Below are 22,480 nucleotides of genomic sequence, written 5' to 3'. Positions count from 1 at the left end.
GCCCTGATGAAAAATCAGGACGAATACGTCACCAAAGGCGGGAAACTGGCTTGCTGAAAACCATAGAATCTCCCACAGGGATTGCGCAAGCCCTGAGGCTGCCCATTACCCTGTGGGAGCGGGTTTACCCGCGAAAGGGCCGGTACAGGTCAGAGCTGAACTGAAGCCTTGTTCAGTCCCAGTTCGATGTCATCGATCAGTGCTTTGGCAAAGCCACTGAGAATTCTCGCGGCACTGCCGGCCAACCGGTCATTCTCCATCTCGGCTTCGGTCGTCAGGTGATTGATGCAGCCGAGCATGACGGAGAGTTCGGAAAAGGCGTGGTTGAAGGGGATGTTGGCCTGGACGCGGAAGAGGTCCATGCAGGTTTCTTGGCCGACGGTGCTGCTTTGTGAGGGATGATTATTGGCCATGGTGGATCTCCTATATCGGGACAAGGAGTTGCCACCATCATCTTTCTCACGGATCAGGGCGGCAACCGTACGCGAGGTGAGAAACCGCGGATATAGGAACGCAGCCAGACCTGGGTCTGCCCGCGCACGGCTGCCATGACGGAAGCACTATATCGTTGGGTTCTCACACCCAGTCACCATTACTGGCGACCCAACGACGTTATCCCTGGGGCATTTCCCCTACAACGGAGCAGCTTCCACATGGCTCGTAGAATAATTCCCAAGCTAATCCAACTGAAGCTTTGGGTTTGAGTTGATGAAAAGTCGTACGCCTTGCGGGCCTCTTCGCGGGTGAACCCGCTCCCACAGGGGGGAGCGCCAGATTTCAAGATGTGCACCATATCTGTGGGAGCGGGTTCACCCGCGAAAGGGCCGGTACTGCCACCAAAGTGTCTGCCATATCCAGAAACCATGATCCACAAAGCACCTGCATTCCAGCCGCTACCTTTGAGAGCTCACCTGCTTTTCAAGGAAGAAACCAATGTCGCGAGCCCAGTCTCATCTACTTCGTCGTGGTCGCTATTCAGAGCATGGCAGGCTCTATCTACTAACCACCGTCACCCACCAGCGCAAGCCACTGTTCCAACATGCCCGGTTGGTGATTCACCAACTACGCCAGTCAGATGAGGAGCACGCCTGTCGGTCACTGGCTTGGGTATTGATGCCGAACCACCTGCATTGGCTGATCGAGTTGAAAGGTACGACGCTGGAGACCTTGATGCGGAGGTTCAAATCAAGGTCCAGTCTGGTGTTGCATCGGGCAGGGGTTGAGCATGATCCGGTTTGGCAACCTGGGTATCAGGACCGGGCACTAAGAAGGGAAGAAAGCATGGTGCATTTCGCCAGATATATCGTTGCCAATCCGTTGCGGGCTGGCCTGGTCAAAAGTGTCAGAGACTATCCACATTGGGATGCAGTCTGGCTTTGAATCAGAGTTGAGGCATTCGCGGGTGAACCCGCTCCCACAGGGATACTCCTGTGGGAGCGGGTTCACCCGCGAATAGGCCGGGTCAGGCCGAAGCCGTAACCTGCACCGGGCGCTTGACCTGTGGCTGCGAGGCATTCGCTGCCGCACCCTCTTCGATCGCCTGCTGAATCGCCTTGCGGCGGCGCTCTTCGGCCTGGCGGCTGAAGTACCAGACGAAGAAGGTCACCAGCGACACCGACAACAAGATCAGGCTGGCCACGGCGTTGATCTCAGGTTTCACGCCCAGGCGCACCGCCGAGAACACTTCCATCGGCAAGGTGGTCGAACCCGGGCCCGACACGAAGCTGGCCAGCACCAGGTCATCCAGCGACAGCGCGAACGACATCATGCCGCCCGCCGCCAGCGATGGCGCGATCATCGGGATGGTGATCAGGAAGAACACCTTCCACGGCTTGGCACCCAGGTCCATCGCCGCCTCTTCGATCGACAGGTCCAGCTCACGCAGGCGCGCCGACACCACTACCGCCACATACGCCGCACAGAACGTGGTGTGGGCGATCCAGATGGTGACGATGCCACGCTCCTGCGGCCAGCCGATCATCTGCGCCATGGCCACGAACAGCAGCAGCAGCGACAGGCCGGTGATCACTTCGGGCATTACCAGCGGCGCGGTGACCAGGCCACCGAACAGCGTGCGGCCCTTGAAGCGGGTGACCCGGGTCAGCACGAAGGCCGCCAGGGTGCCCAGCGCCACCGCCGCCACCGCCGTGTAGCAGGCGATTTCCAGCGAGCGCATCACCGAACCCATCAACTGGGTGTTGTCGAGCAGGCCGACGTACCACTTGATCGACCAGCCACCCCACACCGTCACCAGCTTGGAGGCGTTGAACGAGTAGATCACCAGGATCAGCATCGGCAGGTAGATGAACAGCAAGCCGAGCACCAGCATCAGCTTGGAGAAACTGAAGCGTTTCATGCGCGGCCCTCCATCTCTTTGGCCTGGCTGCGGTTGAACAGCAGGATCGGCACGATCAGGATCGCCAGCATCACTACAGCCAGCGCCGAGGCCACCGGCCAGTCACGGTTGTTGAAGAACTCTTGCCACAGCACCTTACCGATCATCAGGGTTTCCGGGCCGCCAAGCAGTTCAGGAATGACGAACTCGCCCACCACCGGGATGAACACCAGCATGCAACCGGCGATGATGCCGTTCTTCGACAGCGGCACGGTGATCTTCCAGAAGCTGTTGAAGGTACTCGAACCCAGGTCCGAAGCGGCTTCGAGCAAGCTCGGGTCGTGCTTCACCAGGTTGGCGAACAGCGGCAGGATCATGAACGGCAGGTACGAATAGACCACGCCGATGTACACCGCCAGGTTGGTGTTGAGAATTTGCAGCGGCTGGTCGATCAACCCGGTCCACAACAGGAAGCCGTTGAGCAGGCCGTTGTTGCTGAGAATGCCCATCCAGGCATACACGCGGATCAGGATCGCGGTCCAGGTCGGCATCATGATCAGCAGCAGCAAGACCGTCTGGCTTTCCTTCTTGGAATTGGCGATGGCATAGGCCATCGGGTAGCCGATCAGCAGGCACAGCAAGGTACTGAAGAAGGCCATCTTCAGCGAGCCCAGGTAGGCCGAGATATACAGCTCATCCTCGGTCAGCAGGCCGTAGTTGGCCAGGTTGAGCACCAGCTGGATCTTGTCTTCGACGTAGCTGAAGATCTCGGTATACGGTGGAATCGCCACATCGGCTTCGGCGAAGCTGATCTTCAGCACGATGAAGAACGGCAGCATGAAGAACAGGAACAGCCAGATGAACGGCACGCCGATCACCAGGTGCCGCCCCTCCGGGGTGATGCGCTGGAAGGCTCGCTTGAGCTTGCGCAGTTTCATGACCGCAGTACCACGCCGCTGTCATCTTCCCACCACACGTACACTTCGTCGCCCCAGGTCGGGCGGGTGCCCTGGCGCTCGGCGTTGGCGACGAACGACTGGACGATCTTGCCGCTCGGCAGCTCGACGTAGAACACCGAGTGGCCGCCCAGGTAGGCGATGTCGTGGACCTTGCCGCGCGACCAGTTGTGCTCGCAGGTAGGTTGCTGGGTGGTGACCAGCATCTTTTCCGGGCGCAGGGCGTAGGTGATGTGCTTGTCTTCCACCGAAGTGGTGATGCCGTGGCCGACGTAGATCTTGCGCTCAAGCTCCGGGCTGGCAATGATCGCGTGGCCTTCGGCGTCGTCGACCACCTCACCTTCGAACAGGTTGACGTTACCGATGAACTCGCACACCAGGCGGCTGGTAGGGGTCTCGTAGATGTCCACCGGCGAACCGATCTGGGCGATCCAGCCCAGGTGCATGATGGCGATGCGCTGGGCCATGGTCATGGCCTCTTCCTGGTCGTGGGTCACCATCACGCAGGTCACGCCCACGCGCTCGATGATTTCTACCAGTTCCAGCTGCATCTGCGAACGCAGCTTCTTGTCCAGTGCGCCCATCGGCTCGTCGAGCAGCAGCAGCTTGGGGCGCTTGGCCAGGGAACGGGCCAGGGCCACGCGCTGGCGCTGGCCGCCAGACAGCTGGTGCGGCTTGCGCTTGGCATACTGGGTCATGTGCACCAGCTTGAGCATCTCGGCCACACGGGCGTCGATCTCGGCCTTGGGCATCCGGTCCTGCTGCAGGCCGAAGGCGATGTTCTGCGCCACGGTCATGTGCGGGAACAGCGCGTAGGACTGGAACATCATGTTGATCGGCCGCTCGTAGGGCGGCATGTCGGTGATGTCGACGCCATCGAGGAAGATCCGCCCTTCGGTTGGGCGCTCGAAGCCGGCCAGCATGCGCAGCAAGGTGGACTTGCCGGAACCGGAGCCACCCAGCAGGGCGAAGATCTCGCCCTTGCGAATTTCCAGGGACACATCGTCCACGGCTACCGTTTCGTCGAATTTCTTTGTGACCCGGTCGATCTTGACCAGCACCTGCTTGGGTTGCTGGCCACCCTCGAGGGCTTTTTTATAGGCACCGGAGGCAACTGCCATGAGTGAAACTCCCAACAAGATTTTTGTGCCCGCGCGGCCTGCCCTGCAGGTACCGCGACGGGTCTGGATAATTACTTGCCCGACTTGACCTTGGTCCAGCTACGGGTCATCAGCCGTTGCACCTTGGGCGGCAACTCTGAATTCACGAACATCTTGTCCAGCACTTCCTGCGGTGGGTAAACCGCGGCGTCAGTCCTCACGGCCTGGTCCATCAGGTCGCCAGCCTTGGGGTTCGGGTTGGCGTAACCGACGTAATCACTGACCTGGGCGATAACCTCAGGCTTCAGCAAATAGTTGATGAAGGCATGCGCCTCTTTGACGTTCTTGGCGTCCTTGGGAATCGCCAGCACGTCGAACCAGAGGTTGCCGCCTTCTTTGGGAATGGCGTAGGCCAGGTTCACGCCCTTTTTCGCTTCTTCAGCGCGGGCCTTGGCCTGGAACACATCACCCGAGAAACCGGCCGCGACGCAGATGTCGCCGTTGGCCAGGTCGGTGATGTACTTGGACGAATGGAAGTAGGTCACGTACGGGCGCACCGCCAGCAGTTTCTTCTCGGCGGCCTGGTAGTCCTTGGCGTTGCTGCTGTTGGGGTCCAGCCCCATGTAGTTGAGCACCGCCGGGAGCATTTCGTCCGCCGAGTCGAGGAACGCCACACCGCACTTGGAGAGCTTCTTCATGTTCTCGGGTTCGAACAGCACGGCCCACGAATCGATGGTGTCCACGCCCAGCGCGGCCTTCACCTTGTCGACGTTGTAACCGATGCCGTTGGTGCCCCACAGATAAGGCACGGCGTACTGGTTGCCCGGGTCGTTCTTTTCCAGGCGTTTCATCAGCGCCGGGTCCAGGTTGGCGTAGTTTGGCAGCAGGCTCTTGTCGAGCTGCTGGAAAGCGCCCGCCCTGATCTGCTTGCCGAGGAAATGGTTGGACGGCACGACCACGTCATAGCCGGTGTTGCCGGCCAGCAGCTTGCCTTCCAGGGTTTCGTTGGAGTCGAACACGTCTTGCACGGGTTTGATGCCCGTTGCCTTTTCGAAGTCCGCGAGTGTGGTCGGGCCGATGTAGTCGGACCAGTTGTAGAAGTGCACCGTAGGCGCCGCTTGGACGCTGCATGCCAGCGTCAGGCCCGCACCAGCCAGCAAGGCCTTGCGGAATAGAGAAATGGACAAGTGGGTGCTCCTCACAATCAGTGCCTGGGTAGCGACAGTGCTGCCGCACACGCAAAACCGGCGCGCAACTTACCTTCGCAGCCTCGATGCCGCAATCATCAATTGCCTTTCACTGGCTCTGGGCCGGGAACTCCCGGCCCAGAGGTACCGCATCGGGCTTACTTGCCCGACTTGATCTTGGTCCAGCTGCGGGTGATCACACGCTGGGCAGACGCTTCAGGTGCAGCGATCGCATACAGCTGCTTCTTCACTTCGGCTGGCGGGTAGATGCTCGGGTCGCTGGTGATGTCCTTGTCCACGAACGGGGTAGCGGCAGCGTTGCCGTTCGGGAAGCGCACGGCGTTGGTGATTTCCGCCATGATTTCCGGCTGCATCAGGAAGTCCATGAACTGGTAGGCAGCGTCCTTGTGCTCGGCATCCTTGGGGATGGCGACCATGTCGTAGAAGGTACCGGCACCTTCTTTCGGGATCACGTAGTCGACCTTGACCTTGTCACCCGCTTCGTGGGCACGGGCCTTGGACTGCTCCAGGTCCCCCGAGTAACCGACGGCCACGCAGATGTTGCCGTTGGCCATGTCGCCGATGTACTTGGACGAGTGGAAGTAGGTGATCGACGGACGAATCTTGAGGAACAGGTCCTCGGCGGCCTTGAGGTCTTCTTTCTTGGTGCTGTTGCTCGGCAGGCCCAGGTAGTGCAGCGCGGCCGGCAGCATTTCGGTCGGGGCGTCGAGGAAGCTCACGCCGCAGCTCTTGAGCTTGGCGATGTTTTCAGGCTTGAACACCACATCCCACGAGTCGATCTTGTCCACGCCCAGCGCGGCCTTGACCTTCTCCGGGTTGTAGCCGATACCGATCGAGCCCCACATGTACGGGAAGGCGTGCTTGTTGTCCTTGTCGCTGGCATCGCCAACGGCCTTGAGCAGGTCCGGGTCGAGGTTTTTCCAGTTCGGCAGCTTGGAACGGTCCAGTTCCTCGTACACGCCAGCTTTGATCTGCTTGGCCAGGAAGTTGTTGGACGGCACCACGATGTCGTAGCCCGACTTGCCGGCCAGCAGCTTGGCTTCGAGGGTTTCGTTGCTGTCGAACACGTCGTACTTGACCTTGATACCGGTCTGCTTCTCGAACTTGGCGATGGTGTCCGGAGCGATGTAGTCCGACCAGTTGTAGACGTTCAACACCTTGTCTTCAGCCTGAACAGCGGTAGCCATGGCACCCATCAGGGCGGCGGCCAGCAACGTCTTGCCCATTTTATTCATGCGTAATGCTCCAGAATTTTTTATTTAGCCATCTGTTCAGCAGCCAGGACCTACGGTGCAGAGCGCGCGGCGACTGAAACAGCCGCTAGTCTGGCAAGTTCCAAGGCCCTGTATCAAGGAAAGCAGGGCCTTGTAACCACTTAATGTCACACCGCTAGCCTAGCAAACGCCTAGCGAATCGCTTCCAGGGTCAGATCGAGGCACTTGCGTGCCTTTTCCACCAGTTCATCGATTTCTGCACGGCTGATCACCAGCGGTGGGGCGATGATCATGGTGTCACCCACTGCCCGCATGATCAGGCCGTTGTCGAAGCAGAACGTGCGGCAGATCATGCCCACGCCCTTGCCCTCGTAACGGCTGCGGGTGGCCTTGTCCTTGACCAGCTCGATCGCACCGAGCAGGCCCAGGCCGCGTACCTCGCCCACCAGCGGGTGGTCCTGCAGTTCACGCAAACGCTTTTGCAAATACGGTGCCGCTTCCGTGCGCGCCTTCTCGATGATTTTCTCGTCGCGCAGGATGCGCAGGTTTTCCAGGCCTACCGCGGCCGCGACCGGGTGGCCGGAGTAGGTGAAACCGTGGTTGAAATCGCCGCCTTCGCTGAGTACCCGCGCCACACTGTCACGCACGATCACACCGCCCATGGGGATGTAACCGGAGGTCAGGCCCTTGGCGATGGTCATCAGGTCAGGCTTGAGGTCGTAATAGTCGGAGCCGAACCACTCGCCGGTACGGCCGAAGCCGCAGATCACTTCGTCGGCGACGAACAGGATGTCGTAGCGGGCGAGAATCTCCTTCACCTTCGGCCAGTAGGTTTCCGGCGGGATGATCACGCCGCCGGCGCCCTGGATCGGCTCGGCGATGAAGGCGGCGACGTTGTCTTCGCCGACTTCGAGGATTTTCTGCTCCAGCTGCTCGGCCGCCCACACCCCGAATTCATCCGGGGTCATGTCGCCGCCTTCGCCGAACCAGTACGGCTGCGGGATGTGCACGATGCCCGGGATCGGCAGGCCGCCCTGCTCGTGCATGCCGCTCATGCCGCCCAGGCTGGCACCGGCCACGGTGGAGCCGTGGTAGCCGTTGATACGGCCGATGATGGTCTGCTTCTGTGGCTTGCCTTTCAGCGCCCAGTAATGGCGGACCATACGCAGCACGGTGTCGTTGCCTTCAGAGCCGGAGCCGGTGAAGAACACATGGGTCATGCCTTGCGGGGCCACGTCGGTGATCGCCTTGGCCAGTTCCAGCGCAGGCGGGTGGGCGGTCTGGAAGAACAGGTTGTAGTAGGGCAGTTCACGCATCTGCTTTTCTGCCGCCTGCACCAGTTCTTCGCGGCCATAGCCCACCGCCACGCACCACAGGCCCGCCATGCCGTCGAGGATCTTGCGCCCTTCGCTGTCCCACAAGTGCACACCCTGCGCCTTGGTGATGATGCGCGGCCCCTTCTCCTTCAACTGCTTGTAGTCAGAGAAGGGGGCCAGGTGGTGCTCGCCGCTCAGGTTTTGCCATTCACGGGTTTGCGGGTTGTTGACGCTCATGTGCCTCTCCATTTTCCGGCGGCCGCGCAGGCAGCCTCAGGGTTGATCAGACAGCGAACAGCAGGAACTCACGCTCCCAGGAACTGATGACGCGTTTGAAATTCTCGTGCTCGGCGCGCTTGGTGGCGACGTAGCCGGTGATGAATTTCTTGCCCAGGTACTGCACCAGCGCGCGGCTGTTTTCCATGCGCTCCAGGGCGTCCTCGATCGTCAGCGGCAGGCGCAGGTTGCGGCGTTCGTAGCCACGGCCCTGGACCGGCGCACTGGCGGCGATGCCTTCGACCATGCCGATGTAGCCACACAGCAGGCTCGCGGCAATCGCCAGGTAAGGGTTGGCGTCGGCGCCGGGCAGGCGGTTTTCCACCCGGCGGCTTTGCGGGCCGGCATCCGGCACGCGCAGGCCGACGGTGCGGTTCTCTTCGCCCCATTCCACGTTCACCGGTGCCGAGGTGTCGGGCAGGAAACGGCGGAACGAGTTGACGTTGGGCGCGAATAGCGGCAGCGCTTCGGGGATGAACTTCTGCAGGCCACCGATGTGGTGCAGGAAGAGTTCGCTCATGCTGCCGTCTTCATTGCTGAAGATGTTCTTGCCGGTGGCCACATCGACCACGCTCTGGTGCAGGTGCATGGCACTGCCTGGCTCGCCGGTCATCGGTTTGGCCATGAAGGTGGCGGCCACGTTGTGCTTGAGCGCGGCCTCGCGCATGGTGCGCTTGAACACCAGAATCTGGTCGGCCAGGTGCAGCGCATCGCCATGACGGAAGTTGATTTCCATCTGCGCGGTGCCGTCTTCGTGGATCAGCGTGTCGAGGTCCAGCTGCTGCAGTTCGCACCAGTCGTAGACGTCTTCGAACAGCGGGTCGAATTCGTTGGCCGCTTCGATCGAGAACGACTGACGGCCGGTTTCCGGGCGGCCCGAACGGCCTACCGGCGGCTGCAGCGGGAAGTCCGGGTCTTCGCTGCGCTTGGTCAGGTAAAACTCCATCTCCGGCGCGACGATCGGCTGCCAGCCCTTGTCGGCGTACAGCTTGAGCACTTTTTTCAGCACATTGCGCGGCGACAGTTCGACCGGGTTGCCCTTCTTGTCATAGGTGTCGTGAATCACCTGGGCGGTCGGCTCGATGGCCCATGGCACGAGGAACACGGCGTTCTCGTCGGGGCGGCAGATCATGTCGATGTCCGCCGGGTCAAGCAGCTCGTAATAGATGTCGTCGTCGACGTAATCGCCGGTCACGGTCTGCAGCAGCACGCTCTCGGGCAGGCGCATGCCTTTTTCGGCGATGAATTTGTTGGTAGGCGAAATCTTGCCGCGCGTGATGCCGGTCAGGTCACTGATCATGCATTCGACTTCGGTGATCTTGTGCTCTTTCAACCAATCGGTGAGCTGGTCGAGGTTGTTACTCATAAATACCTCAGGAGGTAAGGTGGTCCGCAGCTTGATTCTGGATGGAGTGGATTGCTAAAGCAAAAACCCCCGCGCAGAGCCACACTGGATACACTGAAAACAGCAGTGTCCATAATGAGTTCGAAAGGCAGGAAGACGAAACGAAGGGCGGCAAGCCGCTGCGAGGGCGGGTCCGGGAACGCCAAACGTCAATTATTGCGGCCAGGGCGGCAGCGCCATTGACGAAGCTTGCAAAAACGACGGAGGTACCCGATGGCACTGCGCAGGCAGTGCTTTCAGGTCGCGGCAAGCGGACCATGTGACCCTCGTATTATTGTGTTCTGGGTTGAGACCGAGCTTAGCCTTGTTCATTTTTTTACACAACTCCTCCGTAAAAAATAAAACACGGCTTGTCGGAGATAGCCCTTTGCACGGGAAATAGCGGATAATGGCTTGCCCCGATTTGCAGCAAATCTGCCGTAGATGTGCCATTTCAGGGCATCATGGGGTTGGCTTGACATCAGTATGGCTTTTCGATTGACTGGTCCTGCAAGCCCCCCTTGATTGATATTTTTAACAACAAAGGTGTTGCATCATGTCGGTACCCCCGCGTGCCGTTCAGCTTAACGAAGCGAACGCGTTCCTTAAGGAACATCCTGAGGTTCTCTACGTTGACCTTCTGATTGCAGATATGAATGGTGTGGTGCGTGGCAAGCGCATCGAGCGCACCAGCCTCCACAAGGTTTACGAGAAAGGCATCAACCTGCCGGCCTCCCTCTTCGCCCTGGACATCAACGGCTCCACCGTCGAAAGCACCGGGCTTGGCCTGGACATCGGCGATGCTGACCGCATCTGCTATCCAATCCCCGACACGCTCTGTAACGAGCCGTGGCAAAAACGCCCTACCGCCCAGCTGCTGATGACCATGCACGAGCTGGAAGGCGAGCCGTTCTTCGCCGACCCGCGTGAAGTGCTGCGCCAGGTGGTGAGCAAGTTCACCGATATGGGCCTGACCATCTGCGCCGCATTCGAGTTGGAGTTCTACCTGATCGACCAGGAGAACGTGAACGGCCGTCCGCAGCCGCCACGCTCGCCAATCTCCGGCAAGCGCCCGCAGTCGACCCAGGTGTACCTGATCGACGACCTCGACGAATATGCCGACTGCCTGCAGGACATCCTCGAAGGCGCGAAGGAACAAGGCATTCCGGCTGACGCCATCGTCAAGGAAAGCGCCCCGGCGCAGTTCGAAGTCAACCTGCACCACGTGCCAGACCCGCTCAAGGCCTGCGACTACGCGGTACTGCTCAAGCGGTTGATCAAGAACATCGCCTATGACCATGAAATGGACACCACCTTCATGGCCAAGCCCTACCCGGGCCAGGCAGGCAACGGCCTGCATGTACACATTTCCGTGCTGGACAAAGATGGCAACAACATCTTCACCAGCGAGGATCCCGAGCAGAACGCCGCGCTACGTCACGCTGTCGGCGGTGTGCTCGAGACCCTGCCCGCGTCCATGGCGTTCCTGTGCCCGAACGTCAACTCGTACCGCCGTTTTGGCGCGCAGTTCTATGTACCGAACGCGCCAAGCTGGGGCCTGGACAACCGCACCGTGGCCCTGCGCGTACCGACCGGCTCGCCGGACGCCGTGCGCCTCGAGCACCGCGTGGCAGGTGCCGACGCCAACCCGTACCTGATGATGGCGGCCGTGCTGGCCGGTGTGCACCATGGCCTGACCAACAAGATCGAGCCGGGTGCGCCGATCGAAGGCAACTCGTACGAGCAGCTGGAGCAGAGCCTGCCGAACAACCTGCGCGATGCCCTGCGCGAGCTGGACGACAGCGAGATCCTCAACAAGTACATCGATCCGAAGTACATCGACATCTTTGTCGCGTGCAAGGAGAGCGAGCTGGAGGAGTTCGAGCACTCGATCTCCGACCTCGAGTACAACTGGTACCTGCATACCGTGTAAGCAAGAACGCCGCCCACATTGTGGGAGCGGCCTTGTGTCGCGAAGGGGGTGCGAAGCGCCCCCAAGATTTGTGCATCACGCTGATATTGCCAGGGCCGCTTTGCGGCCCTTTCGCGACACAAGGCCGCTCCCACAGAGGCTGCGGTACAGGCTTACAACGGCTTCTCGAAAATCTTCGAATTGCGCTGATAGTTGTACAGCGAAGCCCGCGCCGCCGGCAGCCGCTCCACACCACTCGGCGCAAAGCCGCGCTCGCGGAACCAGTGCGCAGTGCGCGTGGTAAGCACGAACAGGGTATTCAACCCCAACTGTCGCGCCCGGCTCTCGATGCGCTCCAGCAACTCATCGCCACGCCCGCCATGGCGGTATTCCGGGTTCACCGCCAGGCACGCCAGCTCACCCGCTTCGGAATCGGCAATCGGGTACAGCGCCGCGCAAGCGATGATCATGCCTTCACGCTCGACCACGCTGAACTGCTCGATCTCCCGCTCCAGCACTTCCCGCGAACGGCGCACCAGAATGCCCTGCTCTTCCAGCGGGCTGATCAGCTCCAGCAAACCACCTACGTCGTCGATGGTTGCCTCGCGCACCACTTCGAACTGCTCCTGCGACACCAGCGTGCCGCCACCGCCCCGGGTGAACAGCTCGGTCAGCAGCGCGCCATCCTCGGCATAACTGACGATATGGCTGCGCGCCACACCGCCTTTGCAAGCCTCGGCAGCAGCGTCCAGCAGCTCGCCCTGGTAATCGCTGCCCAGGCGCTGCAGGTGCGGCGCAACCTGCTGCGGGCGCAGCTCGCGCACCAGCTTGCCGTCCTCGTCCAGCAGGCCCGGTGCGGCGCCGAACAGCAGCAGCTTGTCGGCCCCCAGTTCGATGGCCGCCCGCGTGGCCACGTCTTCGCAGGCCAGGTTGAAGATTTCACCGGTCGGCGAGTAGCCCAGCGGCGACAGCAGCACGATGGAACGCTCGTCGAGCAGGCGGCTGATGCCCTTGCGGTCGACCCGGCGCACTTCGCCGGTGTGGTGGTAGTCCACCCCTTCGAGCACACCGATCGGCCGTGCCGTGACCAGGTTGCCGGACGCTACGCGCAGGCGCGAGCCCTGCATCGGCGAGGCGGCGATATCCATCGACAGGCGTGCCTCGATGGCCAGGCGCAAGGCACCGACGGCATCGATCACGCAGTCCAGCGTGGCAGCATCGGTAATACGCATGCCGCGATGGTAGTGCGGGGTCAGGCCGCGATCGGTCAGGCGGCTTTCGATTTGCGGGCGCGAGCCATGCACCAGCACCAGGCGCACGCCCAGGCTGTGCAGCAGCACCAGGTCGTGGACGATGTTGCCGAAATTCGGGTGTTCCACCCCATCGCCCGGGAGCATGACCACGAAGGTGCAGTCGCGATGGGCATTGATGTATGGGGAGGCATGACGCAGCCAGTTGACGTAGTCGGGCATGACAGGGCCTGTGGATAAGTGGACGGAGAACGGCGATACAGGGGCGTTCAGGATCATCGTCGGAACAGGCTTGCGGTCACGCGCGGTCTCCTCTAGGCAGGGACGAATCAACTCGATTGACGTTTAGTGCAGGCAGTAGTGCCGGATCAGGTCACGCAATAGACGCACGGTAGGCTCGATTCGTGACATTTCAAGGTATTCGCCGGGCTGGTGGGCACAGGCGATATCGCCGGGGCCCAGCACGATGGTCTGGCAGCCCAGTTGCTGAAGATAAGGCGCTTCGGTGCCGAACGCCACCGCTTCGGCGCGATGACCGGTCAGGCGCTCCGCCACCTGCACCAGTTCGGCGTCGGCGGCCTGCTCGAATGGCGGCACCTCGGGGAACAGCGGTGCATAGTCGATACGTACCTCGAAGCGCTCCGCCAGCGGCACCAGTTTGGCCTGGATGGCGGCGCGCAGCTGCTCCACGTCCATGCCCGGCAGCGGGCGCAGGTCGAACTCCAGTGCGCACTGGCCGCAGATACGGTTGGGGTTGTCGCCGCCGTGGATGCAGCCGAAGTTCAGGGTCGGGGTCGGCACGCTGAACTGCGGGTTGCGGTAGGTTTGCTGCCAGTGCTGGCGCAGGCCCATCAGTTCGCCCATCACCGCGTGCATGGCCTCCATGGCGCTGCGGCCAAGGTTCGGGTCCGACGAATGGCCGCTGCGCCCGAGGATGTCGATGCGGTCCATGAGGATGCCCTTGTGCATGCGAATCGGCCGCAGCCCGGTGGGCTCGCCGATCACCGCCGCCCGGCCCAGCGGCTGGCCGGCCTCGGCCAGGGCGCGGGCACCGGACATGGAGCTTTCTTCGTCGCAAGTGGCGAGGATCAGCAGCGGCTGCTTGAAATCGTGTTCCAGCAGCGGGATGACGGCTTCGATGACCAGGGCAAAGAAGCCCTTCATGTCGCAACTGCCCAGGCCGATCCAGCGGCCATCGGCTTCGGTCAGCTTCAACGGGTCGCTGGCCCACAGTCGCTCGTCGTAGGGTACGGTGTCGCTGTGCCCGGCCAGCACCAGGCCGCCAGGGCCGCTGCCGCGGCTGGCCAGCAGGTTGAACTTGCCGGGGCTGACCTGCTGGATATCGCAGCTGAAGCCGAGATCGCCCAGCCAGCCGGCCAGCAGCTCGATGACCTGGCGGTTGGACTGGTCCAGCGCAGGCTGGGTGCAACTGACCGAAGACGCGGCGATCAAAGCGGCGAACTGGTCTTTCAGCGTCGGCAACGGCATGCGCGTACTCCTTGGAAGCGTTGCCCATCATAGCAATGCGGCCCAACCGTGTGGGCTTCTTCGCGGGCTTGCCCGCTCCCACAGGGATTGCACCGCCCTTGAAAGCGATGCTGTACCTGTGGGAGCGGGCAAGCCCGCGAAGAAGCCCACCACGATCCCACAGACCACAGCCGACTCCTGTAGACTGCTGGGCAACCACGCCCCTCCTTCGAGCCTGTGATGCACAAAGAAACCGAACTCAAGCTCCGCGCCAGCCGCGAGACCCTTGCCGCCCTGCGCGAGCACCCTCTGCTGAAAAAGCGCAACAAGTCCGGCTGGCAGACCCGCGAACTGCTCAACCAGTACTTCGACACCCCCGAGCGCGAGCTGTCTGCCGCCCGTGTCGCCCTGCGCCTGCGCCGCGACGGCGAGGCCGTCATCCAGACCTTGAAATGCCGCGGCACCAGCGTGGCCGGCCTGTCCGAGCGCAACGAGCACGAATGGCAGCTGGACAAGGTCAAGCTCGACCTGAAGAAGCTCGACGACAGCTGCTGGCCCGCGCAGCTGGCCGCGCTGGACAAAAAAACCATCAAGCCGCTGTTCACCACCGATTTCACCCGTGAATTCGCTGAAATCGCCTGGGGCCGTGGCAAAAGCAAGGTGGTGATCGAAGCCGCGCTGGACCAAGGCTTCGTGATCGCCGGCAAGCGCAAGGAAGAAATCTGCGAGCTGGAGCTGGAACTGCGTGAAGGCGAGCCGCAGGCGCTGCTGGAACTGGCCGCCGAACTGGCCGCCAGCCTGCCGTTGATGCCGTGCGACATCAGCAAGGCCGAGCGTGGCTATCGCCTGCTGGAGCCGGACAGCTACGAGTTGAGCCTGCCACACACCGAGCTGGAAGCCGAAATGGCCGTGGACGATGCCTATGCCGCGCTGGCCTGGCAACTGCTGGGCAGCAGCCAGCGCCTGGCCGAGCAATATCGCCACAACGGCCACTGGCGCCTGCTGCAGGACTGGGTCGAGTGCCTGAGCGAGCTGCGCGCCCTCACCGCCAGCCTGGGCCAGGCCGCGCCGCGCGCCACTACCCGTGACCTGCGCAGCAGCCTCGACGCCCTGCTCGAAGACTGGCGCCCGCTGGTACAGGCCGGCAACGATGACGAAGACATCCGCCGCGCCGCCCCCGAGCAGTTCGCCGAAGAGCTGGAAGACGTGCGTTGGGGCCAGTTCTCGCTGGAAACCTCGCGCTGGCTGCTGAACCGCGGCTGGGCCGTGGAACGCAAAGGCCGCGGCGAACGCCAGGGCAAGGCGCAGCTGGCCAGCTGGCTGGCGCACCTGCTGGGCGAAGAGGGCCGTGCGTTGAAGCTGCCGCTGTACACCCAGCGCCCGGAAGACCTGGCCGAGCAGTTGCCGCGCATCGAACAGCTACTGGCCTGGCTGCATCATGCCCGTCAGGTGCTGGAGGCGCCGCAAATGGACCGCCTGTATGGCGACCTGAAAAAGCTGCATGAACTGGCCGAGCAGCCGATCAGCGATGAAGTGCTGGAAGCGCGTATCGAGCAGGCTCGGGCGGTGGATCAAAGCCGCGGCTGGAAGCACCTGCTCAAGGCGTGATACCGCGTCGCCTGCTCATACCGGCAATTGCACCCTGTGGGAGCGGGCGAGCCCGCGAATGCCCTCACCTCGCTAGTGGCAGGCTGGTGGTGGACTTGATCTCGGATAGCGCGACGATCGAGTTCACCTCCTGAATCCCCGGCACGTTCGACAGCTTTTCGAAGAAAAACCGCTCATACGCCTCGATATCCGAGGTAACGATGCGCAGCAGAAAGTCCACCGACCCCATCAGCACATAGCACTCCAGCACCTCCGGAAACCCACGGATCGCCTCGGTGAACTCGGTGAAGTTGGAGCGGCCATGGGCGTTCAGTTTCACCTCGGCGAAAATCTGTGTGTTCAGGCCGACCTTCTTGCGGTCGAGCAAGGTCACCTGCCCGCGGATCACCCCTTCCTCCTTCAACCGCTGAATGCGCCGCCAACAGGGCGATTGCGACAGCCCCACGCGCTCGGCGATCTGTGCGCTGGACAGCGAGGCGTCTTCTTGCAGCAGTTCGAGGATACGGCGGTCGTAGGCGTCCAGCTCGCTTTGCATAAATAATTCTCCTAGTTGCCTAAAATTGAATAGCTCAATTCGCCTAGGTAGCCAAATTATCAAATCATAGCGAAAAAATGCCGACGCCAACGTGCAAGAATTTCTTCACATTTTGCGGAGACCAGCATGAACGCACAGCCCCGTACCGACGCCTGGGCCGCCAGCAGCGCCCACAGCACCGTGCACTATCGCCTGCAGGCCGAGGCCGAGCCTGACAGCCTGTGCCGGGTGCTCAACCTGTTTGCCCTGCAGTTCCTGACCCCGCACAGCGTGCAGGTCAGCCAGCAGGACGACTGGCTGGCTATCGAGGTCGGCATCGGCGGCCTCAGCTGGCACCGGGCCGAGGTGATTGCGCAGAAATTGCGTAACCTGGTGTGTGTGTCTGAGGTCAGCCTCAGCAACCTGCAGCGGGTGGAGTTGGCGGTTGTGTAAGCATTTACCGGCCCTATCGCCGGCAAGCCGGCTCCCACAGGGATCGCGCCAGCCTTTAGAAATTGAGTAAGACAGTTGCTCCCACAGGTACAGCGCAAACTTCAAAGCCTGTGGTAATCCTGTGGGAGCTGGCTTGCCGGCGATAGGGCCAGCACAGGCCAGTAAATTCCCGAAACCGTTCACTTCCGTTAACCTTCCCCCGCCCGGCTAGCCTTGAGCTTTCCCCTTCAGGCACGGACGCCCATCATGCATACCCCCAACAACCCTGCACTCGACCTCAAGCGCGTGCTCGACGCCCTGCTCGCCGACCAGCACCTGGACCCCGACGACACCCTGCACGTTATCCAGCAAGCCACCGCCCATCCCGCCGCGCACCCGCTGGAGCAGATTGCCGCCTGCGCCCTGGCAGACCGCCAGCGCCCCGGCCTGCGCCTGGACCTGGATCGCCTGTGCCAATGGCTGGCCAACAAGGTCGGTCAGCCCTACCTGCGCATCGACCCGCTGCAACTCGACCTGCCGCAAATCAGTGGCCTGGTATCCCCGGCTTTCGCCCAGCGCCATGGCATCCTCATCGTCGCCGCCGATGCCTCCTGCGTCACCGTCGCCAGCGCCCAGCCCTACCAGAACGACTGGCAGGCCGACCTTGCCCGCAGCCTAGGCCGGCCGGTCCGGCGCGTGCTGGCCAGCCCGCAGCAGCTCCGTCAGGCAGGGCAGTCGTTGCACCGGCTGGCCCAGTCGGTGAAAGGCGCGCAACACCAGCAGTCCGCCACCCTGGGCGAGCTCGAGCAACTGCTGGAGCTGGGCAAGCGCCAGGCCGAGGCCAGCGCTGACGACGCGCATATCGTGCATATCGTCGACTGGCTGCTGCAGTACGCCATCGAGCAACACGCCAGCGATATCCATCTGGAACCGCGCCGCGAGCAGGGCCAGCTGCGTTACCGCATCGACGGTGTGCTGCACAGCGTTTACAGCTTTCCCGCCGCGGTGACCCTGGCGCTGGTCAGCCGCCTGAAACACCTGGGGCGCATGGACGTCGCGGAAAAGCGCCGACCCCAGGATGGCCGCCTGCAAAGCCGCCTGCCCGGCGGTGGCGAGGTGGAGCTGCGGCTGTCGACCCTGCCGACCCCGTTCGGCGAGAAACTGGTGCTGCGGCTGTTCGATCCGCAACAGCTGCAAGCAGGCTTCGACCGGCTCGGCCTGGACGGGCCGCAGTTGCTGCAGTGGCAAGGCCTGCTGCAACAGCGCCAGGGCATCATCCTGGTTACCGGCCCGACCGGTTCCGGCAAGACCAGCACGCTGTACGCCAGCCTCAAGCTGCTGGCCACGCCGCAGGTCAACCTGTGCACCATCGAAGACCCGATCGAGCGCCTGGAACCCGCCTTCAACCAGTTGCAAGTGCAGCCCGCGCTGGACCTGGGCTTCGCCAACGGGGTACGGGCCATGCTGCGCCAAGACCCGGACATCATCATGGTCGGCGAAATCCGTGACCGCGAGACCGCGCTGGTGGCGGTGCAGGCCGCCCTGACCGGGCACCTGGTGCTGTCGACCCTGCATACCAACGACGCCTGTAGCGCGATCACCCGCCTGCAGGAACTGGGTGTGGCCGACTACCTGATCAAGGCGACCCTGGCCGGGGTCATGGCTCAGCGGCTGGTGCGCACGCTGTGCACGGATTGCCGGGGTGGCGCGGCGGTGCCCGACGGCCAGCCGTGCGGCACCTGTCGCGGCACCGGCTACCACGGCCGCACGGGGCTGTTCGAGTTGCTGGTACCCAGCGACACCCTGCGCGCGCAGATTGGCCCGGGCAGTGACCTGGCCAGTTTGCGGCGCCAGGCCATCGCTGACGGGCTGGTTGATCTGCGCCGCTGCGGGGAGGCCAAAGTGGCCTGTGGGCAGACCCGCCAGGAGGAAGTGCTACGGGCCTGTTGCTGAGCAAAAAAGCCTTGTATTCAAGGAACTTGCAGCCCATTGGCAAGATCAAAGCGCGCATCTTCAACCCTCACCCTTCGAGGTGTTTCAACATGCGTCTCAAAACCGCCATCGCTGCCGCCGCCCTGCTCTCGCTGCCTATCGGCTCCGCCATGGCCGATACCTTCTGGCGTAACGTGATGACTACCGGTGCCACCACGGCATCGAGCTACCTGACTTCCGGGGATCACAAGCTGGTGATGGCGGCGCAGGACGACGCCGGCAGCTTCGTGGCCAGCGAAGGGGCGATTCGCGGGCCGTTCCTCGAAGCGGCAATTCGCCAGGCGCGCGCCGAGAACCCGGGGATGCAGGCTTCCGACATGGAACTGGCCAATGCCATTCTGGCCAAGAATGCCGTAGCCGAGTAACCGCGTCGTCTGCTTCGCGGGTTTGCCCACTCCCACATGCCCTGTGCCAAGGTGGGAGCGGGTTTACCCGCAAAGAGGCCGGCACAGGCAAACCACAGTTAGCGATAAGCCTCCACCGGCACACACGCACAGAACAGATTCCGGTCCCCATACACATTGTCGACCCGGTTCACCGCTGGCCAGTACTTGTGCTGTCGTACATGCGCGCTGGGCGCCACCGCCTGCTCCAGGCTGTAGGGCCTGTCCCACACCGCCAGCACATCGGCCAAGGTATGCGGCGCGTGCTTGAGCGGGTTGTTCTCCGCCGGCCAGTTACCCTCCTGCACTTCGCCAATTTCCGCGCGAATCGCCAGCATCGCCTCGACGAAGCGGTCCAGTTCGGCCTTCGATTCACTCTCGGTCGGCTCCACCATCAGCGTGCCCGGCACCGGGAACGACATGGTCGGCGCATGGAAGCCATAGTCCATCAGGCGCTTGGCCACGTCTTCTTCGCTGATACCTGTCAGCGCCTTCAAAGGCCGTAAATCGAGGATGCACTCATGCGCCACCCGCTGGTTGCGCCCACGGTAGAGCACCGGGAAGGCGCCACTCAGCTGGCTGGCCAGGTAATTGGCCGAGAGGATCGCCACCTCGCTGGCATCGGCCAGCTGCGGCCCCATCATGGCGATGTACATCCAGCTGATCGGCAGGATGCTTGCACTGCCCCAAGGCGCAGCACTGACCGCGCTGTTGTTCGGCTCCAGACCAGGTACCGGGACCACCGGATGGCTGGCGACGAACGGCTTGAGGTGCGCGCGAATGCCGATCGGGCCCATGCCCGGGCCACCGCCGCCGTGGGGAATACAGAAGGTCTTGTGCAAGTTCATGTGGGAAACGTCGGCGCCGATGTCCGCCGGACGCGCCAGGCCCACCTGGGCATTGAGGTTGGCGCCGTCCATGTATACCTGACCGCCGTGCTGGTGGACCACCTCGCAAATCTCGCGAATGCCCTCCTCGTACACGCCGTGGGTCGACGGATAGGTGATCATCAGGCACGACAGGCGCTCCCCGGCTGCTTTGGCCTTGGCCTTGAGGTCAGCCAGGTCGACGTTGCCATCGTCGTCGCAATCGACGATCACCACGTCCATGCCGGCCATTTGCGCCGACGCCGGGTTGGTGCCGTGCGCCGATGACGGGATCAGGCACAGCGTGCGCTGCGGCTGGTGGCGGCTGCGGTGGTAGCGGGTTATGGCCATCAGCCCGGCGTACTCGCCCTGGGCCCCGGAGTTGGGCTGCATGCAGATGGCATCGAAACCGGTAATCGCGCACAGCCAGCTTTCCAGTTCGTCGATCATGGCCTTGTAGCCAGTGGCCTGGGCGGCCGGGGCAAACGGGTGCAGCTGGGCAAAGCCGGGCCAGGTGATGGGGATCATCTCGCTGGTGGCGTTGAGCTTCATGGTGCACGAGCCCAGCGGGATCATCGACTGGTTCAGCGCCAGGTCCTTGTTTTCCAGCTGCTTGAGGTAGCGCAGCATTTCGGTTTCGCTGTGGTGCAGGTTGAATACCGGGTGAGCGAGGAACGGCGTGCGCCGCACCAGGCTGGCGGGGATGCCTTCGGGCCTGGCCAGCTGGTCGAGGGCGGCGAGATCCAGGCCGTGATCAACCCCCAGGAAAATGTCGAACAGGCGCAGCACCGTCTGTTCTGAACAGGTCTCGTCCAGGCTCACCCCCAGGTGCCCGCGACCGAGGATGCGCAAATTGATGTGCGCGGCTTCGGCGCTTTCGATGATGGCCGCCTGGGCGCCGCCGACATCCAGGGTAAGGGTGTCGAAGAAGTGCTGGTTGAGGCGTTTGATGCCCTTGGCTTCAAGGCCTGCGGCAAGGATGAAGGTCAGCCGGTGCACGCGCTGGGCGATGCGCTGCAGGCCTTGCGGGCCGTGGTACACCGCGTAGAAACCGGCAATGTTGGCCAGCAGCACCTGGGCTGTGCAGATGTTGGAGTTGGCCTTTTCGCGGCGGATATGCTGCTCGCGGGTTTGCAGCGCCATGCGCAGTGCGGTGTTGCCACGGGCATCGCGCGACACGCCGATGATGCGCCCCGGCATGGCCCGCTTGTAGTCATCGCGGCAGGCAAAGTAGGCCGCGTGCGGGCCGCCGTAGCCCATCGGCACGCCAAAGCGCTGGGTCGAACCCAGTACCACATCGGCGCCCAGCTCGCCGGGTGGCGCCAGCACCACCAGGCTGAGCAGGTCGGCCGCCACGCAGGCCAGGGCCTGCTGGCCATGCAGGTGGTCGATCAGCGGGCGCAGGTCGCGCACCTCGCCGTGGGTGTCGGGGTACTGCAGCAAGGCACCGAAAACCGTGTGCCGGGCGAGGTTATCCACAGCGTCGACGATCAGCTCGAAGCCGAAGCCTTCGGCGCGGGTCTTCAATACCGACAGGGTCTGCGGGTGGCAATGCTGGTCGGCGAAGAAGGCGTTGCTCTTGTTGCGCGCCACCCGCTTGGCCAGGGCCATGGCCTCGGCGGCGGCGGTCGCTTCGTCGAGCAGCGAGGCGTTGGCCAGGGCCAAGCCCGTGAGGTCGATGACCATCTGCTGGAAATTCAGCAGCGCCTCCAGCCGGCCCTGGGCAATTTCGGGCTGATAGGGCGTGTAGGCGGTGTACCAGCCGGGGTTTTCCAGCACGTTGCGCAGGATCACCGTGGGGGTGATGGTGCCGTGGTAGCCCATGCCGATCAGGCTGGTCCAGACCTGGTTCTGCGCGGCGTAACCGGCCAGCTTGGCCAGCGCGGTCTGTTCGTCCAGCGCTGCAGGCAGGTCGAGTGGGCGATTGAGGCGGATATCTGGCGGTACGGTCTGCTCGATCAGCTCATTGCGGCTGGTGATGCCCAGCGCATTGAGCATGGCCTGCTGCTCTGCGGCATCCGGGCCGAGGTGGCGACGCAGGAAAGGGTTGCGCTCTTGCAGTTGATGCAGGGATGGCGACTGGGACATGACGACGCTCTCTTCCTGGAACAGCTCTCATGGAGACTACAAGTCTAGGAAGGGATTGCCGATTGTGCGGGGAAACTTGCTTTGCAGGCCCGGCCTCTTCGCGGCTAAAGCCGCTCCCACAGGGACCGCACATGTATCAGATGCTGTGCAGTACCTGTGGGAGCGGCTTTAGCCGCGAA

The 22,480-nt window shown here is 62.7% G+C and carries 18 protein-coding genes; 6 read left to right on the top strand and 12 right to left on the bottom strand.

Translation table 11 applies throughout. The features are described from left to right. Positions 1 to 149 precede the first annotated feature (149 nt). Positions 150 to 413, bottom strand: a complete 264-nt coding sequence (locus C6A77_RS22225) for a DUF3077 domain-containing protein (protein ID WP_114171401.1) — start codon at positions 411 to 413, stop codon at positions 150 to 152. Between the two features lie 520 nt (positions 414 to 933). On the opposite strand from C6A77_RS22225, the gene C6A77_RS22220 reads away from it, so the two are divergent. After that, positions 934 to 1,380, top strand: coding sequence for a transposase (locus C6A77_RS22220; RefSeq protein ID WP_114171400.1), 447 nt, complete (start codon positions 934 to 936; stop codon positions 1,378 to 1,380). A gap of 82 nt (positions 1,381 to 1,462) precedes the next feature. On the opposite strand, the gene C6A77_RS22215 is transcribed toward C6A77_RS22220, so the two are convergent. The 7 genes from C6A77_RS22215 to C6A77_RS22185 all read right to left on the bottom strand — a co-directional run bounded on the left by C6A77_RS22215 (position 1,463) and on the right by C6A77_RS22185 (position 9,771). Next, positions 1,463 to 2,356 carry an ABC transporter permease subunit gene (locus C6A77_RS22215; protein ID WP_085621602.1) on the bottom strand — a complete coding sequence of 298 codons (894 nt, stop codon included), beginning with the start codon at positions 2,354 to 2,356 and terminating at the stop codon, positions 1,463 to 1,465. Beyond that, positions 2,353 to 3,273: an ABC transporter permease subunit gene (locus C6A77_RS22210; RefSeq protein ID WP_114171399.1), complete on the bottom strand. Its 921-nt coding sequence runs from the start codon at positions 3,271 to 3,273 to the stop codon at positions 2,353 to 2,355. Before C6A77_RS22210 ends, C6A77_RS22215 begins: the two co-directional genes overlap by 4 nt. Next, entirely contained in the window at positions 3,270 to 4,412 is a 1,143-nt protein-coding gene (gene potA, locus C6A77_RS22205) for a polyamine ABC transporter ATP-binding protein (RefSeq protein WP_114171398.1), read from the bottom strand. The genes C6A77_RS22210 and potA overlap by 4 nt, the downstream gene beginning before the upstream one ends. Positions 4,413 to 4,483: 71 nt before the next feature. Further along, complete coding sequence (locus C6A77_RS22200; RefSeq protein WP_114171397.1) at positions 4,484 to 5,578, bottom strand: polyamine ABC transporter substrate-binding protein; 1,095 nt, start codon at positions 5,576 to 5,578, stop codon at positions 4,484 to 4,486. Positions 5,579 to 5,736: 158 nt separating this feature from the next. Then, complete coding sequence (locus C6A77_RS22195; RefSeq protein WP_114171396.1) at positions 5,737 to 6,834, bottom strand: polyamine ABC transporter substrate-binding protein; 1,098 nt, start codon at positions 6,832 to 6,834, stop codon at positions 5,737 to 5,739. Positions 6,835 to 7,004: 170 nt separating this feature from the next. Continuing rightward, complete coding sequence (locus C6A77_RS22190) at positions 7,005 to 8,366, bottom strand: aspartate aminotransferase family protein (RefSeq protein ID WP_114171395.1); 1,362 nt, start codon at positions 8,364 to 8,366, stop codon at positions 7,005 to 7,007. A gap of 46 nt (positions 8,367 to 8,412) precedes the next feature. Beyond that, positions 8,413 to 9,771, bottom strand: coding sequence for a glutamine synthetase family protein (locus tag C6A77_RS22185; protein ID WP_114171394.1), 1,359 nt, complete (start codon positions 9,769 to 9,771; stop codon positions 8,413 to 8,415). A gap of 574 nt (positions 9,772 to 10,345) precedes the next feature. Between C6A77_RS22185 and C6A77_RS22175 the strand changes: the two genes are divergently transcribed. Continuing rightward, positions 10,346 to 11,722, top strand: a complete 1,377-nt coding sequence (locus C6A77_RS22175; RefSeq protein WP_114171392.1) for a glutamine synthetase family protein — start codon at positions 10,346 to 10,348, stop codon at positions 11,720 to 11,722. A 152-nt stretch (positions 11,723 to 11,874) separates the two neighbouring features. On the opposite strand, the gene argA is transcribed toward C6A77_RS22175, so the two are convergent. Together argA and argE are read right to left on the bottom strand one after the other, a co-directional pair. Further along, positions 11,875 to 13,173 (bottom strand): amino-acid N-acetyltransferase, encoded by a 1,299-nt coding sequence (gene argA / locus C6A77_RS22170; protein WP_114171391.1) that lies wholly within the window; start codon positions 13,171 to 13,173, stop codon positions 11,875 to 11,877. A 123-nt stretch (positions 13,174 to 13,296) separates the two neighbouring features. Next, positions 13,297 to 14,439: an acetylornithine deacetylase gene (gene argE / locus C6A77_RS22165; RefSeq protein WP_114171390.1), complete on the bottom strand. Its 1,143-nt coding sequence runs from the start codon at positions 14,437 to 14,439 to the stop codon at positions 13,297 to 13,299. A gap of 219 nt (positions 14,440 to 14,658) precedes the next feature. On the opposite strand from argE, the gene C6A77_RS22155 reads away from it, so the two are divergent. After that, entirely contained in the window at positions 14,659 to 16,026 is a 1,368-nt protein-coding gene (locus C6A77_RS22155; protein WP_114171388.1) for a CYTH domain-containing protein, read from the top strand. Between the two features lie 64 nt (positions 16,027 to 16,090). On the opposite strand, the gene C6A77_RS22150 is transcribed toward C6A77_RS22155, so the two are convergent. After that, complete coding sequence (locus C6A77_RS22150; protein WP_114171387.1) at positions 16,091 to 16,561, bottom strand: Lrp/AsnC family transcriptional regulator; 471 nt, start codon at positions 16,559 to 16,561, stop codon at positions 16,091 to 16,093. Between the two features lie 126 nt (positions 16,562 to 16,687). On the opposite strand from C6A77_RS22150, the gene C6A77_RS22145 reads away from it, so the two are divergent. The 3 genes from C6A77_RS22145 (at position 16,688) to C6A77_RS22135 (ending at position 19,329) form a co-directional block, all read left to right on the top strand. Beyond that, the gene (locus C6A77_RS22145; RefSeq protein ID WP_114171386.1) at positions 16,688 to 16,993 is read left to right on the top strand and encodes a hypothetical protein; all 306 of its coding nucleotides are present in this window, start codon (positions 16,688 to 16,690) and stop codon (positions 16,991 to 16,993) included. A 246-nt stretch (positions 16,994 to 17,239) separates the two neighbouring features. Beyond that, complete coding sequence (locus tag C6A77_RS22140) at positions 17,240 to 18,925, top strand: GspE/PulE family protein (RefSeq protein WP_114171385.1); 1,686 nt, start codon at positions 17,240 to 17,242, stop codon at positions 18,923 to 18,925. Positions 18,926 to 19,014: 89 nt separating this feature from the next. Continuing rightward, positions 19,015 to 19,329: a DUF2388 domain-containing protein gene (locus tag C6A77_RS22135; RefSeq protein WP_056794176.1), complete on the top strand. Its 315-nt coding sequence runs from the start codon at positions 19,015 to 19,017 to the stop codon at positions 19,327 to 19,329. Between the two features lie 98 nt (positions 19,330 to 19,427). On the opposite strand, the gene gcvP is transcribed toward C6A77_RS22135, so the two are convergent. Beyond that, positions 19,428 to 22,301 (bottom strand): aminomethyl-transferring glycine dehydrogenase, encoded by a 2,874-nt coding sequence (gene gcvP / locus C6A77_RS22130; protein WP_114171384.1) that lies wholly within the window; start codon positions 22,299 to 22,301, stop codon positions 19,428 to 19,430. Between the last annotated feature and the right edge of the window lie 179 nt (positions 22,302 to 22,480).

The organism is Pseudomonas sp. AFG_SD02_1510_Pfu_092, assembly GCF_003331055.1.
Taxonomy (GTDB): Bacteria; Pseudomonadota; Gammaproteobacteria; order Pseudomonadales; family Pseudomonadaceae; genus Aquipseudomonas.
Note: the sequence above shows the minus strand (reverse complement) of the source record. Positions and strands in the feature narration are given on the sequence as shown.

Excerpts from the sequence above, each read along its gene's own strand:
- C6A77_RS22210 (WP_114171399.1), bottom strand. The coding sequence starts at position 3,273 with ATGAAACTGCGCAAGCTCAAGCGAGCCTTCCAGCGCATCACCCCGGAG.
- C6A77_RS22185 (WP_114171394.1), bottom strand. The coding sequence starts at position 9,771 with ATGAGTAACAACCTCGACCAGCTCACCGATTGGTTGAAAGAGCACAAG.
- C6A77_RS22195 (WP_114171396.1), bottom strand. The coding sequence starts at position 6,834 with ATGAATAAAATGGGCAAGACGTTGCTGGCCGCCGCCCTGATGGGTGCC.
- C6A77_RS22155 (WP_114171388.1), top strand. The coding sequence starts at position 14,659 with ATGCACAAAGAAACCGAACTCAAGCTCCGCGCCAGCCGCGAGACCCTT.
- C6A77_RS22135 (WP_056794176.1), top strand. The coding sequence starts at position 19,015 with ATGCGTCTCAAAACCGCCATCGCTGCCGCCGCCCTGCTCTCGCTGCCT.
- C6A77_RS22150 (WP_114171387.1), bottom strand. The coding sequence starts at position 16,561 with ATGCAAAGCGAGCTGGACGCCTACGACCGCCGTATCCTCGAACTGCTG.
- gcvP (WP_114171384.1), bottom strand. The coding sequence starts at position 22,301 with ATGTCCCAGTCGCCATCCCTGCATCAACTGCAAGAGCGCAACCCTTTC.
- C6A77_RS22145 (WP_114171386.1), top strand. The coding sequence starts at position 16,688 with ATGAACGCACAGCCCCGTACCGACGCCTGGGCCGCCAGCAGCGCCCAC.
- C6A77_RS22225 (WP_114171401.1), bottom strand. The coding sequence starts at position 413 with ATGGCCAATAATCATCCCTCACAAAGCAGCACCGTCGGCCAAGAAACC.
- argE (WP_114171390.1), bottom strand. The coding sequence starts at position 14,439 with ATGCCGTTGCCGACGCTGAAAGACCAGTTCGCCGCTTTGATCGCCGCG.
- argA (WP_114171391.1), bottom strand. The coding sequence starts at position 13,173 with ATGCCCGACTACGTCAACTGGCTGCGTCATGCCTCCCCATACATCAAT.
- C6A77_RS22140 (WP_114171385.1), top strand. The coding sequence starts at position 17,240 with ATGCATACCCCCAACAACCCTGCACTCGACCTCAAGCGCGTGCTCGAC.
- C6A77_RS22175 (WP_114171392.1), top strand. The coding sequence starts at position 10,346 with ATGTCGGTACCCCCGCGTGCCGTTCAGCTTAACGAAGCGAACGCGTTC.
- C6A77_RS22190 (WP_114171395.1), bottom strand. The coding sequence starts at position 8,366 with ATGAGCGTCAACAACCCGCAAACCCGTGAATGGCAAAACCTGAGCGGC.
- C6A77_RS22220 (WP_114171400.1), top strand. The coding sequence starts at position 934 with ATGTCGCGAGCCCAGTCTCATCTACTTCGTCGTGGTCGCTATTCAGAG.
- C6A77_RS22215 (WP_085621602.1), bottom strand. The coding sequence starts at position 2,356 with ATGAAACGCTTCAGTTTCTCCAAGCTGATGCTGGTGCTCGGCTTGCTG.
- potA (WP_114171398.1), bottom strand. The coding sequence starts at position 4,412 with ATGGCAGTTGCCTCCGGTGCCTATAAAAAAGCCCTCGAGGGTGGCCAG.